Source organism: Bordetella ansorpii, from assembly GCF_900078705.1.
Classification (GTDB): Bacteria; Pseudomonadota; Gammaproteobacteria; order Burkholderiales; family Burkholderiaceae_B; genus Bordetella; species Bordetella ansorpii_A.
The window spans coordinates 154700-168717 of the sequence record NZ_FKIF01000002.1 but is presented as its reverse complement, the minus strand read 5'-3'; the positions used below and the strand labels follow the sequence as shown (position 1 = coordinate 168717).

Here is a 14018-nt window from a genome sequence, read left to right as displayed (position 1 = left end):
TCGTTGCGGCGGTTTCCAAGTGCTTCGCCGCCAGGCCGCCGTTCAGGCGGCTTTTGCCTTGCGCCATTGCCGGTAGGCGTCCAGCGCCTCGGGGCTCAGGTCGTCCGGGGCGATGTCGTGGCGATGCGCGAGGATCATCAACGCATAGGGCCGGGCCAATGCCGCGGCTTGCGCGCACAGGCGCGCCTCCTCGCCTTGCGAGGGCAAGCGGGCGCGCCAGTAGTTGATGGCGTCTTCCAGATCCGGCAGGCAGATGAGCTGATCCATAGGCTCCATTGTCCCAGAACCCGCCCGTGGCCGGTCGGTCTTGCAAAGGGTCACTATCGCAACACGCCGAAATGGCGCCTGGGTGCTATACCGTTTTCCCGTACGTACTTGGGAGACCCATCATGAACGTCTCGCCTTCGAGCGCCCATCGTTCCGAGCCGCGCCGCGGCCTGCATCCCCTGATCGCCACCGCGGCGGTGTCCGTCATCGTGCTGTGCGCCGTGGCCGTCGCCGCCATCGCCGGATGGCTGCCGGGATCATCGGCCGACCGTTCGCCCGCCGAGCAGGCCGCCCTGCGGGAACCCGGCCAGCCGCCGCAACCCGGGCCGCAGCAGCCCGCGAAGGGCCAGGCGCAGGGCAAGACGCCCGCCCGGGCCGCCGCCGCGCAGCCGCCCGCGTGCGCCGCCTGCGGCACCGTCGAATCCGTGCGCACCGTGCAGGTGCCCGTGCGCAACAACAGCAACAACATCGTCGGCACCGTGGCCGGCGGTGTGGTGGGGGGCGTGGTCGGCAACCAGATCGGCGGCGGCCGCGGCCGTGATGCGGCGACGGTGCTCGGCGCCGTGGGCGGCGCTTTTGCCGGCCATGAAATCGAGCGTAATATCAGGGCGCAACAGACGGTGACACACTACGAGCTTACCGTTCGCATGAGCGATGGCAGCGCGCGTTCGTTCCGTAGCGCCCAACCCTTCCCTTATGCGTCCGGCGCCCCCGTGCGGGTCGAGAACAATCAGTTGCTGCCGCTCTGACGACACGCCTCCAGGAGACCGCATGACCGATTCGAGCACCAATCCGTTCATCCTGCCCGGCATGGGCCAGAGTTCCAACCTCTCCGGCAATCCGCTGTTGGCCAGCATGGAGATGATGAAGCAGGCCTGGGCCGGCCTGACGGGGCCTGGCGGCCTCGCGCAGGCCTTGCCCATGACCGCGCCCATGAACGTCGAGGAGCTCGAGCGCCGCATCGCCGATCTGCGCGCCGTCGAGGGATGGCTGCGCATGAACCTGTCGATGCTGGGCAGCACCATCCAGGGCATGGAGGTGCAGCGCGCCACCATCGCCACGCTGCGCTCGTTCATCGACAGCGCCGCCTCCATCGATACCGGTTCCGCGCCCGCTCCCGGCCAACCGACCCCCCTCGAGATCGTGTTGGGCATCAAGCCCGCGCCCCAGGACAAGGCCGCTCCTGCCGCCAGCAGCCCCGAGGCGCAGGCCGGCGACCAGGCCGCGCCGGGTCCGGAAGCGCTGGACAGCGCGGCGCGCTCGGCGTCGCAGGCATGGTGGAGCTTGATGCAGCAGCAGTTCAACAACATCGCCCAGGCCACCGTGGCCAGCATGTCCAGCATGGCGTCCGCTCCCGACGCCACGGCGCCGCAGGCTTCGGCCGAAGGCGCGCCGTCCGTGCCTGCCGGCGGCGCGCCCCGTGCCGCCGAGGCAACGGCAGCGAAGACGGCCAAGCCCGCCGCGAAGAAGACGGCGGCACGCAAGACGCCGGCCAGGAAGGCCGCGCCGCGCAAGACGGCCGCCAAGCCCGCGGCCGACAAGACCTGAGATCCCTCCATCCCGGCCGCGCGGTCGCCCACAAGGCGGCCGCACGCCTTTCTGACTGAATTCCACCCATGCTCAACGTAGTCATTCTCGCCGCCGGAAAAGGCAAACGCATGCAGTCCGACCTGCCCAAGGTCCTGCACTCGCTGGCTGGCAAGCCGATGCTGTCCCATGTGCTGGACAGCGCCCGCCAGCTCGATCCCGCCCGCATCATCGTCGTCGTCGGCCACGGAGCCGAGCGTGTGCGCGGCGCCTTCGAAGGCCTGGACGGACTGGCTTTTGCGCTGCAGGATCCGCAGCATGGCACCGGCCACGCGGTGCAACAGGCCGTGCCGCAATTGCTGGAAGGCGATGGCGCCGATGACGTCACGCTGGTGTTGTACGGCGACGTGCCGCTGGTGCAGCCCGAGACGCTGAAGCGCCTGCTGCAGGCGCGAGGCCAGGGCGCGGCGGTGCTGACCGAAGTGCTGGAAGACGCCACCGGCTACGGCCGCATCGTGCGCGACGCGAAGGGCAACGTCGCCAGCATCGTCGAGCACAAGGACGCCAGCCAGGAACAGCGCGCGATCCGCGAGGTCAACACGGGCATCCTCGTCGCGCCCACCGCGCGCCTGAAGGATTGGCTGAACCGCATCGACAACAAGAACGCGCAAGGCGAGTACTACCTGACCGACGTGGTCGGCCTGGCCGTGGCCGATGGCGTGGCGGTCGGCGCGGCTCAGCCGGAGGCCTCCTGGGAGACGCTGGGCGTGAACAGCCGCGTGCAGCAGGCCGCGCTGGAGCGCAGCTGGCAGCGCGAGCAGGCCCGCCGCCATCTGGAAGCCGGCGTCACGCTGGCCGATCCCGAACGCTTCGACGTGCGTGGCTCGCTGCAATGCGGCCGCGACGTGTTCATCGACGTGGGCTGCGTGTTCGAGGGCAAGGTCGAACTGGCCGACGGCGTGCGCGTCGGCCCGTACTGCGTGCTGCGCGACGTCGCCGTGCAGGCGGGCACCCAGATCGAGGCCTACAGCCATCTGGCCGAGGCCACGGTGGGCGCGGATGCGCGCATCGGCCCGTATGCGCGCCTGCGGCCCGGCGCCAAGCTCGCCGACCGGGTGCACATCGGCAACTTCGTCGAAGTGAAGAACAGCGTGCTGGCCGCCGACAGCAAGGCCAACCACCTGGCCTATGTGGGCGACGCCGACGTGGGCGAGCGCGTCAACATCGGCGCGGGCACCATCACCTGCAACTACGACGGCGCCAACAAGTTCCGCACGGTCATCGAGGACGACGCGTTCATCGGCTCCGATTCCCAACTGGTGGCGCCGGTGCGCGTGGGCAGGGGCGCCACCCTGGGCGCGGGCACCACGCTGACCAAGGACGCACCCGCGGGCCAGCTGACCCTATCTCGCGCTCGCCAGGCCACCATCGAAGGCTGGCAGCGCCCGGTCAAACAGAAGAAGTAAGGTCTCCCATGGACCGGGGGCCGGCCGCGCCCCTCGCGTGCGCCGGATCCGCGGTCCCCGGGGGCGGACGGCCATGTCCGCGGCGCGCAGGGGAACCCGTACCCTGCCGCGCCATTTCCAGGACGCGTCGCGGGGAAAGAAGCACGAAGGCACCTCCTTGAACGCCGCTGATACGCCACCACCTCGCCAGGAACCCTCGGACGGGCTGCCCACGCCGCAACGCTACTGGGCGGCCGCCACCGTCCTGTTCAGCATCAGCCTGGCGGTGCTGGACGCCACCATCGTCAACGTGGCATTGCCCTCCATCGCCCTCGACCTGGACGCCCCGGCATCGCGCGCGGTCTGGGTCAGCAACGCCTACAGCGTGGCCATCGTGGTGATGCTGCTGCCGATCTCCGCCCTGGCCGAGCGGGTCGGCATCCGGCGCATGTTCACCTTCGGCCTGACGCTGTTCACGCTGGCCTCGGTGGCCTGTGCCCTGTCGGGCTCGTTGTGGCAGCTCAGCCTGGCGCGGGTGGCGCAGGGCGTCGGCGCGGCCGCGCTGATGTCCCTGGTCGGCGGCATGGTGCGCAACATCTACCCCCTGCGGCTGCTGGGGCGCGGCATCAGCCTGAACGCCACTACCGTGGCCGTGATGTCGGTCCTGGGGCCCACCATCGGATCGCTGATCCTGTCGGTGGCCGATTGGCGCTGGATCTTCGCGGTCAACCTGCCCATCGGCATCGCCATCATGTTCGGCCTGCGCTTCCTGCCCGAAATACCGCGCACGCGCGCGCCCATGGATTGGCTCAGCGTGGCGCTGGTGATGATCGCCCTGGGCGTCTTCATCACCGGCATCGATTATCTGGGGCAGGACATCCTGGGCGGCATCGGCCTGGTGTCGATCGCCTGCGTGGCGGGCCTGCTGCTGCTGCGCCGCGCGCGCGGGCAACAGGCGCCGCTGGTGCCGGTCGACCTGCTGCGCGTGCGCGGCATCGCCTTCGCGGTGGCCGCGTCGGCGGCGACCTTCGCCGCGCAGATGGCGTCCTACGTCACGCTGCCTTTCTACTTCCAGCAGGTGCTGGGCCGGCCGCACCTGCAGGTCGGCCTGCTGATGGCCGCGTGGCCGGTCGGCACCGCGCTGATCGCGCCGGTGGCCGGCCGTATCTCCGACCGCTATTCCGCGGCTGCGCTCAGCGGCACGGGGGCGGGCGCGATGGTGCTGGGCCTGATCTGGCTGGCGGCGTTGCCGCTGGATGCGTCCAACACCTGGATCATGGCCGGCATGTTCCTGGCCGGCGTGGGCTTCGGCCTGTTCCAGACGCCCAACAACCGTGCCATGCTGGGGGCCGCGCCTCGGCAGCGCAGCGGCGCCGCGGGCGGGTTGCAGGCCACCACGCGGGTCTTCGGCCAGAGCTTCGGCACCGCGCTGGTGGCGGTGGCCTTCGGGGTCATTCCCAGCCAGGGGCCGACCGTGGCCCTGGTGCTGGCGGCGGTCTGCGCGGCGGCGGCGGTGGCCGTCAATACCGTTCGTTCGGCCCGTTCGGCCTGAAATGGATCCGTAGAGACAGGCTTCTATAATCGGCGGCACTGCGGCGGGGCATGTGGTTCCGCCGGAATCAAGGGCGTTCGTCGCATGAAAATTACCGTCATCGGTACCGGTTACGTCGGCTTGGTAACCGGGGCCTGCCTGGCTGAAATGGGCAACCAGGTTCTTTGCCTGGATACCGACTCCGCCAAAGTCGCCATGCTGCGCCAAGGGGGAATCCCCATCTACGAGCCGGGCCTGGACGAACTGGTCACCCGCAATGCCTCGGGCAACCGCCTGCGCTTCACCGACGACGTCGAGGAAAGCGTGGCATTCGGCGACCTGCAGTTCATTGCGGTGGGCACGCCGCCGGGCGAAGATGGCTCCGCCGATCTTTCCTACGTGCTGGCCGCGGCGCGCAACATCGCGCGCCACATGACCAGCCGCAAGGTCGTCATCGACAAGTCCACCGTGCCGGTGGGCACGGGCGACAAGGTGCGCGCGGCCATCACCGCCGTGCTGGCCGAGCGCGGCGTCGACATTCCCTTCAGCGTGGCCTCGAACCCCGAGTTCCTGAAGGAAGGCGCCGCCATCAAGGATTTCATGGGGCCCGACCGCATCGTGGTCGGCGCCGACGACGAACACACCATCGGCGTCATGCGCCGCTTGTATGCGCCCTTCCAGCGCACGCACGAGCGCCTGATGGTCATGGATGTCCGCTCCGCCGAACTGACCAAGTACGCGGCCAACGCCATGCTGGCCACGCGCATCTCGTTCATGAACGAGATGGCGAACCTGGCCGAAGTGCTGGGCGCCGACATCGAGCACGTGCGCCGCGGCATCGGCGCGGATCCGCGCATCGGCTATCACTTCCTGTATCCCGGCGTGGGCTACGGAGGCTCGTGCTTTCCCAAGGACGTGCAGGCGCTGGAACGCATGGCGGCGGAACACGGCATGCCCATGCGCGTGATCCACGCCGTGGAAGAGGCCAATGGCGCGCAGAAGCTGCGGCTGTCCGGGAAGGTCGTCAAGCGTTTCGGCGAGGATCTCACCGGCCGTACGTTCGCGGTGTGGGGCCTGGCCTTCAAGCCCAACACCGACGACATGCGCGAGGCGCCCAGCCTGGCCGCCATCGCCGATCTGACCGCGCGCGGCGCGCGGGTGCTGGCCTACGATCCGGTCGCCATGTCGCAGGCTGCCCGCGCCATCGAGGGCAATGCGTCGGTCAAGCTCGTGGAAGACATGTACCAGGCGCTCGATGGCGCCGATGCGCTGCTCATTCTCACCGAATGGAAGCTGTTCCGCGCGCCCGACCTCGACCGCGTCAAGAGCCTGCTGAAAGCCCCCGTGATCTTCGACGGCCGCAACCTGTACGAACCGCTGGACATGGCCGAACAAGGCTTCGAATACCAGGGTATCGGCCGCGCATGAAGATTCTGCAGCTCAATTTCGAGCGCGATTGGCGCGGCGGCGAGCGCCAGACCATGTTCTGCATGCGGGTCTTCCGCCAGGAAGGCCACCAGGTCGAGCTGTTGGCCCGTGAGGGCTTTCCCCTGGCCGAGCGGGCCGCGGCCGAAGGCTTCACCGTGCACGCACGGCAGCAGCCCGGGGCCATGGGCGCCTTCCTGGCGCTGCATGGCGGCCATTACGACATCATCCACTGCCAGACGGCCAACACGCTGAGCTGGGCGGTCGGCGCAAAGTGGCTGTATCGCCGTCCGCTGGTGGTCACCCGCCGTACCGCCATGCCGGTGACGCGCCGCGAACGCGCCACGGCGTTCAAATGGCGTCATGCCGACCTGTTGTGCGCCGTGAGCGAAAGCGCCGCCGACGAGCCGCGCCGCCTGGGTTCGCATCCCATCGTGGTGCACAGCGCCGTGCCCGATCCGCAGCCGGCCGACCCGGCGCGCCTGGCGGCCTTCGCCGCCGAGCACGGCCTGCAAGGCCGGCGCGTCATCATGACCGCCGCATCGATGACGCGCGAGAAAGATCCCGAGACGCTGCTGCGTGCCGTGGCCGCGCTGGCGCAGCGCCGGCAGGACTTCGTCCTGGTCCACATGGGCGCCGACGGTCCGTCGCGGCCCGCCGTGGAAAGCCTGGTCCAGTCGCATGGCCTGCAACCGTACTACCGCTACGTGGGCTTCCAGGATCAGCCCGAGGGCCTGTATCCGCTGGCCGACGTGTTCGTGCTCACGTCCCGGCTCGAGGGCCTGAGCACCAGCGTGCTCGATGCCTTCCTGCGCGAGGTGCCGGTGGTGTCCACCGATGCCGGCGGCCAGAAGGAAAGCCTGGCCGATGGCCGCGGCATCCTGTGCCCCATCGGCGACCACGAGGCCGTGGCCGCCGGGCTGGACCGCATGCTGGGCGACGAAACCCTGCGCCGCGACACCGCGCGCCGGGGACGCGACTATGCGCGGCGCGAGCATGGCATCCGCGAGATGGGCCTGCGGTATCTGTCGCTTTACAAGGAACTGCTGGAGCGTCATGGCAAGCGTTGATACCGCCCGGCCGAAGCTGTCGGTCATCATCATCACCATGAACGAGTCGCGCCACATCGCCGCATGCCTCGACTCCGTGGCGTTCGCCGACGAAATCATCATCGTCGATTCGGGCAGCACCGACGGCACCTGCGACATCGCGCGCGCGCGCGGCGCCCAGGTGCACGTCACCGCCGACTGGCCCGGCTTCGGGCCGCAGAAGAACCGTGCGCTGGATCGCGCCACGGGCGACTGGGTGCTGTCCCTCGATGCCGACGAACGCGTCACGCCGGAACTGGCCGCCGAGATCCAGGCTTTGCTGGCGGCGCCCACGCAGCAGGCCTATCGCGTGGCGCGCCTGTCCGAATTCGAAGGCCGGCAGATGCGGCACACGGGCTGGTGGCCCGACCACGTGCTGCGGCTGTTCAAGCGCGGCAGCGCACGCTTTTCCGATGCCGCCGTGCATGAGAAAGTGCAGGCCGAAGGCGAGGTCGGCACGCTGCGCGGCTACCTGCTGCACTTCCCGTACGCCAACATCGAAGCCCTGCTGACCAAGGTGAACCGCTATTCGTCCGATGCGGCCTTGATGATGTACCGGCGCGGCAAGCGCACCACCGCATTGGGCGCGCTGGGACATGGCTTCTGGACCTTCGTGCGCATCTACCTCATGCGCCGTGGCTTCCTGGACGGCAGCCAGGGCCTGATCGTGGCCTGCGCGGGGGCGTCGGGCAGCTTCTTCCGGTACATCAAGCTGCTGTCCTTGCAACGGCGCGGCGGGCCGGACCAATAGGCATCAGGCCATCGGTGTGCGCGTCGGTACCCGTGTCGGTACCCGCGTCGCTACGCACGTCTCGAACTTCGCGCGGTGCACCGAGAAGAACGTGCGCACATTGCGCACGTTGGCGTGCCCGGTGAACACCCGGTGCGCCAGCGCATGGTAGGCGGGCATGTCCGCCACCTGCACGATCAACACGAAATCCGGCCCCGGCGAGACGCGGTAGCACTGCAGCACCGCGGGCTCGGCCTGCGCCAGTTGCTCGAAGGCATCCATGGCTTCGGCCGCCTGCACGTCCAGCGTGATCTCGACGATGGCCGTCAAGGTCGTGCCCAACCGGGCCGGGTCGACGATGGCCACCTGGCGGGTGATCACCCCGGACTCCACCAGGCGCCGCACCCGGCGCAGGCAAGTGGGCGGCGAGGCATGCACCCGCGCGGCCAATTCCTGGTTGGTCAGCGAGCTGTCCTGCTGCATCAATTCCAGGATGCGCAGGTCCAGGTCGTCCAGAACGAAAGAAGCGGCCATTTCTTGCATGATTCGTCCATTTTTTGATTTGAAATGGAAGAATATTTAATCACGTTTTTGTAAGTAAATAAAATTACATAACTAAGTAGATAAAGAAATCCAATTTCTTTGCATGGCAGGCACAATGCGGCAAGCCCTTTAAGGAGAACCCTCTATGTGCGGCATCGTCGGCGCCGTCGCGCAACGCGACATCACCCCCATTCTCATCGAAGGCCTCAAGCGCCTGGAGTATCGTGGCTACGACTCCTGCGGCGTCGCGCTGTACATGGACGGCCATCTGCGCCGCACGCGCAGTACCCAGCGCGTGGCCGAGCTGGCTGACCAGGCCGCGCAAGACAAGCTGTCCGGCTTCACCGGCATCGCCCACACCCGCTGGGCTACCCACGGCGCCCCGGCCACGCACAACGCGCACCCGCACTTCTCCGCCATCGGCAAGGACGAGCCGCGCATCGCCCTGGTCCACAACGGCATCATCGAGAACCACGACGAGCTGCGCCAGGAGCTGCAGGGCGCGGGCTTCGTCTTCGAAAGCCAGACCGACACCGAAGTCATCGCCCACCTGGTCAACCACCTGTACCAGGGTGACCTGTTCGACGCCGTGCAGCAGGCCGTGCGCCGCCTGCAGGGCGCCTACGCCATCGCCGTGTTCTGCCGCGACGAGCCGCACCGTGTGGTCGGCGCACGCCAGGGCTCGCCGCTCGTGGTGGGCGTGGGCCAAAACGAGAACTTCCTGGCCTCGGACGCGTTGGCCCTGGCCGGCACCACCGACCAGATCCTGTACCTGGAGGACGGCGACGTCGTCGACCTGCAACTGGCCCGCGTGTGGGTGGTCGATGGCAAAGGCAAGCGCGTCGAGCGCAAAGTGCACACGGTGCAGGTCCATACCGGCGAAGCCGAGCTGGGCCCGTACCGCCACTTCATGCAGAAAGAGATCTTCGAGCAGCCGCGCGCCGTGGGCGACACGTTGCAGGACATCGAGTCCATCACGCCGGAACTGTTCGGCGACAAGGCTCACAAGATCTTCAAGGACATCGATTCGCTGCTGATCCTGGCGTGCGGCACCAGCTACTACGCCGGCCTGACCGCCAAGTACTGGATCGAGTCCGTGGCCAAGATTCCGGTGTCCGTTGAAATCGCCAGCGAGTACCGCTACCGCGACAGCGTGCCGAATCCCAAGTCCCTGGTGGTGACGATCTCGCAATCCGGCGAAACCGCCGATACCCTGGCCGCGCTGAAGCATGCGCGCGAAATGGGCATGAAGCACACGCTGACCGTGTGCAACGTGTCCACCAGCGCCATGGTGCGCGAATGCGAACTGGCCTACATCACGCGTGCCGGCGTCGAGATCGGCGTGGCGTCGACCAAGGCGTTCACCACGCAGCTGACGGCGCTGTTCCTGCTGACGCTGACGCTGGCGCAGACGCGTGGGTTGCTGACGGCCGAGAAGGAGGCCGAGGGGCTGAAGGCGCTGCGCCATCTGCCGTCGGCGATTGGCTCGGTGCTGGCGCTGGAGCCGCAGATCATGGCGTGGGCGGATCGTTTCGCCTCGAAGGAAAACGCGCTGTTCCTGGGCCGCGGCATGCACTATCCGATCGCGTTGGAAGGGGCGTTGAAGCTGAAGGAAATCAGCTACATCCACGCCGAGGCGTATCCGGCCGGTGAGCTGAAGCATGGCCCGCTGGCCCTGGTGACCGAGCATATGCCGGTGGTGACGATTGCACCGAACGATGCGCTGCTGGAGAAGCTGAAGTCCAACATGCAGGAAGTGCGGGCACGGGGGGGGGAGCTGTATGTGTTCGCGGATGCGGACAGCAAGATTGCGAATGCGGAAGGGATGCACGTGATCCGCATGCCGGAGCACTATGGCCTGCTGTCGCCGATCCTGCATACGGTGCCGCTGCAGTTGCTGTCGTATCACACGGCATGCGCGCGCGGGACGGATGTGGACAAGCCGCGGAATCTGGCGAAGAGCGTGACGGTGGAGTGAACCGCCCCGGGTATCGCGGAGGCTTGAAAACGATAGATAAAGTCTGTATTTAGGAATAAAGTCGGTACGGCGACAATTTCGGTCAAAGCCTGCTATTTTTGCTGAAAGGTTTGCTAAATCTGTGTTTTGTCAGGGCCGCGGATGCGGCCCTGTCTTTATGGACTAAGCAAAGTGATCGGCTCGACGGATCAGCCGGGGGGCGTGTTGGCTGTTGCCTTGCGAACCATAGCAGCACGGGTGGCGGCTATGGTCAGGTGCTTTTAATTGCTTCTTTGAAGTGTGCGCGCAGAAGCCTCGAATAATCAGGCGTGACCGCCGCGATGACACTGGGCCGGCTCAGGATGGCTCGGCGCCAAGCGTCGATGCGAGGGTATCGGGTCAATAGTGGTGCCCAGCTGGCTGGCTGCAAAACGTCAAAGTAGCGGAACACCGGGGCCATTGCCACGTCCACCATGCCAAACCGGTCCCCGTTGAAGAAAGGGCCGTGTTCCAGCACCCGTTCATACTGAGCCAATTTCTTTTCCAACGAGATCGCCCAAGCGTTGGCGGCCTGAGCATCCTTTGCATTCAAGAACGCCCAAGCATCTCCGAGCGTTGTGGTGCTCAGCTCGATCCATGCGCGATTCATGGCGCGCAGTAATGCGTCATCCGGATAAAGGCTCGGACCAGGTTGCGTCTCAAGCAGATACTCGCAGATCGCCATGCTCTCAAACAGGACGACCGTCGTTCCGTCTGGGCGACGCACCTGGAGGAGCGGCACCTTGCCACTCGGGGACAGCTCGAGGAACCACGCGGGCTTGTCACGCAGATTCACGTTGATGCGTTCGAATGGCACCTGTTTTTCCAGCAGCACAATGGCGGCACGCTGAACAAATGGGCAGAGAGGGTGACTGATTAAGATGAGCGAGTTCATCACGTTCTTTGTCTGCATTGCGGAGCGGGCGCAGGACGCGCGTCCCGCTCGCAATGTCTGATCTCAAAAGGGGCTGCGTCCGCAGAGGGTTCAGCGGTTGAGCAAGCGCCCACCGTCCAGAACAATTTCCGATCCGAGGGTCCACTGCGACTCATCGGAAGCGAGATAAAGGACGGCCTTGGCGACCTCCTCGGCGGTGCCGAACCGGCCAAGCGGAATGCTCGCGGCGATCTCTTTGTTGACCTGCTCACGGTAGGCGGCGGGAATGCCGAGCTTGTCGTAGAGGGGCGTCTGGACCGGTCCCGGGCTCACCGCGTTAACTCGGATGCCCCGTGCCAACAGCTCGGTGGAAAGCGTTTTTGACATGTTCAGAAACGCGGCTTTCGTGGCGGCGTACACGGACGAGCGGTCCGACCCGGCATGGGCGCTGACCGACGTGGTGAGGACGACGGATGCCGGGTTCGCAAACACGGGCAGCAAGGCTTGCATCAAGAAATACGGGCCCTTGACGTTGATGTCGAAGGAACGATCGAACATCTCTTCCGTCCATTCCTCGATCGGCAACCAGACTGAAACCCCAGCATTCAGAAAAGCCACGTCGAGTTGCCCATAGCGATCCTTGACCGCCTGTGCCAGTTCCTTCTGGGCGGCGACGCTGGCCGAGTCCGCGCGCAGTACCGGCACGTCCGAACCGAGTTCGGCCTGCGCCCTGGCGATCGAATCGGGGTTGACGCCTGTGACGATGACGCGAGCGCCTTCGGCCAGGAACTGCTTGGCCGTTTCCAGGCCGATACCACTGGTGCCGCCCGTGATGAGCGTACGTTTACCTTGCAAGCGCGACATACTTTTCTCCGTGAATATTGACCGCTATCGGTCCACCAGAAGAAATGTATGTTCATGCTGAATGTTCGATAAGATGGATATTTTGAATACGTTTCATGCAATAAAGGCATGAATCTCGGGATGGGCTTATGGATCGATTTCTATTGATGACCTGCTTTGCGCGCGCCGTGGAGACGGGAAGCTTCTCTGCTGCCGGACGCGATCTCGGTCTGGGCCAACCCAATGTGAGCCGATATGTGGCGGCGTTGGAAGATCACCTGCAGGCAAGGCTGCTTCACCGCTCCACACGCAAGCTGTCTCTTACGCCGGAAGGAGAACGCTACTACGCCGATATTCGGCGAATTCTGGATGCGGTAGACGAATCGGAATCCTCGTTCCGGGATGGCACCGAGCCTTCAGGACTTTTACGCGTTGCGTGCCCGACGGCGCTCGGTCATGCATTCGTCATGCCCCACGTGCCGGCATTCCTTCAGCAGTATCCGGGGCTGACGTTGGATCTGCAACTCAATGATCGCTATGTGGATCTTGTCGATGAAGGGAGCGAACTGGCTATCCGGATCGGACACCTGCAAGACAGTTCGTTGCGCGCCCGGCCCATAGGGTCATACGAACGCGTGTTCGTGGCCAGCGAGGACTATCTGGCCAGGCGCGGCGTGCCGGAAACGCCAGACGACCTGCGCGATCACGACTGCGTGATTTACACGCTGCTATCGTCCGGCGCGACGTGGCGACTGCGCGACGTCGACATTCCGGTATCCGGCAGGATAAAAGTGAATTCGCCGTCCGCGGCCAGCGTGGCGGCCGTTGGAGGGCTTGGGATTGCGCACGGTCCGGCCTGGCTGTTCGAGGACGGGCTCAAGAGCGGTCGCCTGCGACGCATTCTTACCGCGCACGTTCCACCCTCTGTCCCTGTACAGATCGTCTATGTGGCGAGCAGGTTGCTGCCGACTCGTGCGATCGTGTTCATGGATTTCATTGCGGAAGTGTTTTCCCGGATTCCCGCGTTGACCCCTACCTCCTCGATGTCTTGATGCAAGAACACGCGGTGCGCCGAAAAGGCCACGCTGGCCTTCGATGTGCGTGGGCCGGCACTTGGATCGCGCAGCCACCGGATCACCGGCTCTAGGCACGGTGTAACGCGGCAGGTCACTCGCCTGCGTTTAGGCGCGAGCTACGGCCGGACGCAGGCGACCCTTCAATATCCCGAATTGTGGCGTGGAGCGGCAAGACGCGCCTGGCGAGGCACGGCGATGGCGGCTTAGCCCAGATCCATCTGGGGGTAACGTCGGGGTTCTCGACCCTCTAGCACATCGCGCCCTCGCGCCGTGTCTGCGTAGATGCGCCCATAGACAATTTGGCCGTCCTTGACGCGAAACAAAAAGCAATGCTCATTGTTCATCGAGAAGCCGGTTTTCGTCTTCGCGCGCGCCTCGACAGGAACGATGATGTAGTCTTCAGCGACCAAGACGGCGTGTGCATCGTAGTTGAAGTACTCATACTTGCTATACACATTCGCCCAAAATTGGAGAAACTGTTTCTTGCCCTTGTAGCTTCCGCCGTAGGGCAAGGAATCAGAAAATTCAAACACAACATCTTCGGCAAGTGCCGCGACCAGTTCCAAACGGTCGTTCTTTTCAAATCCGGTGAATGCTTTTCGGCATGCCTGTGCCAGTTCATCTTTAAGGACGCTCTGAATAACGCTGCCCGTGAGCCATAATTCAGGCACCA

13 protein-coding genes and 1 pseudogene are annotated in these 14018 nt (G+C 65.6%); 9 read left to right on the top strand and 5 right to left on the bottom strand.

The genetic code is table 11. From position 1 onward, the window contains the following. Positions 1–42 precede the first annotated feature (42 nt). Positions 43–267: a DUF3717 domain-containing protein gene (locus A6745_RS04415; RefSeq protein WP_066124194.1), complete on the bottom strand. Its 225-nt coding sequence runs from the start codon at positions 265–267 to the stop codon at positions 43–45. A gap of 122 nt (positions 268–389) precedes the next feature. Between A6745_RS04415 and A6745_RS04410 the strand changes: the two genes are divergently transcribed. The 7 genes and pseudogenes from A6745_RS04410 (at position 390) to A6745_RS04380 (ending at position 8034) form a co-directional block, all read left to right on the top strand. Beyond that, a complete protein-coding gene (locus A6745_RS04410; RefSeq protein WP_066124192.1) occupies positions 390–1016 on the top strand; it encodes a glycine zipper 2TM domain-containing protein in 627 nt (208 codons plus the stop codon). Between the two features lie 22 nt (positions 1017–1038). After that, complete coding sequence (locus tag A6745_RS04405) at positions 1039–1815, top strand: PhaM family polyhydroxyalkanoate granule multifunctional regulatory protein (RefSeq protein ID WP_066124190.1); 777 nt, start codon at positions 1039–1041, stop codon at positions 1813–1815. 68 nt (positions 1816–1883) lie between these two features. Continuing rightward, entirely contained in the window at positions 1884–3260 is a 1377-nt protein-coding gene (gene glmU / locus A6745_RS04400; protein WP_066124188.1) for a bifunctional UDP-N-acetylglucosamine diphosphorylase/glucosamine-1-phosphate N-acetyltransferase GlmU, read from the top strand. Positions 3261–3417: 157 nt separating this feature from the next. Next, entirely contained in the window at positions 3418–4791 is a 1374-nt protein-coding gene (locus A6745_RS04395; RefSeq protein ID WP_066125740.1) for an MFS transporter, read from the top strand. Between the two features lie 39 nt (positions 4792–4830). Next, positions 4831–6198, top strand: a pseudogene (locus A6745_RS04390) (UDP-glucose dehydrogenase family protein); the annotation flags it as partial. After that, positions 6195–7265 carry a glycosyltransferase family 4 protein gene (locus tag A6745_RS04385; protein WP_066124185.1) on the top strand — a complete coding sequence of 357 codons (1071 nt, stop codon included), beginning with the start codon at positions 6195–6197 and terminating at the stop codon, positions 7263–7265. The pseudogene A6745_RS04390 and the gene A6745_RS04385, both read left to right, overlap by 4 nt. Beyond that, positions 7252–8034, top strand: coding sequence for a glycosyltransferase family 2 protein (locus A6745_RS04380; protein WP_066124183.1), 783 nt, complete (start codon positions 7252–7254; stop codon positions 8032–8034). The genes A6745_RS04385 and A6745_RS04380 overlap by 14 nt, the downstream gene beginning before the upstream one ends. Before the next feature lie 3 nt (positions 8035–8037). On the opposite strand, the gene A6745_RS04375 is transcribed toward A6745_RS04380, so the two are convergent. Then, entirely contained in the window at positions 8038–8556 is a 519-nt protein-coding gene (locus A6745_RS04375; RefSeq protein ID WP_066124181.1) for an Lrp/AsnC family transcriptional regulator, read from the bottom strand. A 145-nt stretch (positions 8557–8701) separates the two neighbouring features. Here A6745_RS04375 and glmS point away from each other — a divergent pair, with 145 nt between their 5' ends. Continuing rightward, the gene (gene glmS / locus A6745_RS04370) at positions 8702–10534 is read left to right on the top strand and encodes a glutamine--fructose-6-phosphate transaminase (isomerizing) (protein WP_066124179.1); all 1833 of its coding nucleotides are present in this window, start codon (positions 8702–8704) and stop codon (positions 10532–10534) included. Between the two features lie 250 nt (positions 10535–10784). On the opposite strand, the gene A6745_RS04365 is transcribed toward glmS, so the two are convergent. Further along, entirely contained in the window at positions 10785–11447 is a 663-nt protein-coding gene (locus A6745_RS04365; RefSeq protein ID WP_066125738.1) for a glutathione S-transferase family protein, read from the bottom strand. A 90-nt stretch (positions 11448–11537) separates the two neighbouring features. Continuing rightward, positions 11538–12290: an SDR family oxidoreductase gene (locus A6745_RS04360; protein ID WP_066124178.1), complete on the bottom strand. Its 753-nt coding sequence runs from the start codon at positions 12288–12290 to the stop codon at positions 11538–11540. Between the two features lie 128 nt (positions 12291–12418). Between A6745_RS04360 and A6745_RS04355 the strand changes: the two genes are divergently transcribed. Beyond that, positions 12419–13321, top strand: coding sequence for a LysR family transcriptional regulator (locus tag A6745_RS04355; RefSeq protein WP_066124176.1), 903 nt, complete (start codon positions 12419–12421; stop codon positions 13319–13321). Positions 13322–13548: 227 nt separating this feature from the next. Here A6745_RS04355 and A6745_RS04350 read toward each other — a convergent pair whose 3' ends face one another. Next, positions 13549–14016: a nuclear transport factor 2 family protein gene (locus A6745_RS04350; protein WP_231885905.1), complete on the bottom strand. Its 468-nt coding sequence runs from the start codon at positions 14014–14016 to the stop codon at positions 13549–13551. Positions 14017–14018: the final 2 nt, after the last annotated feature.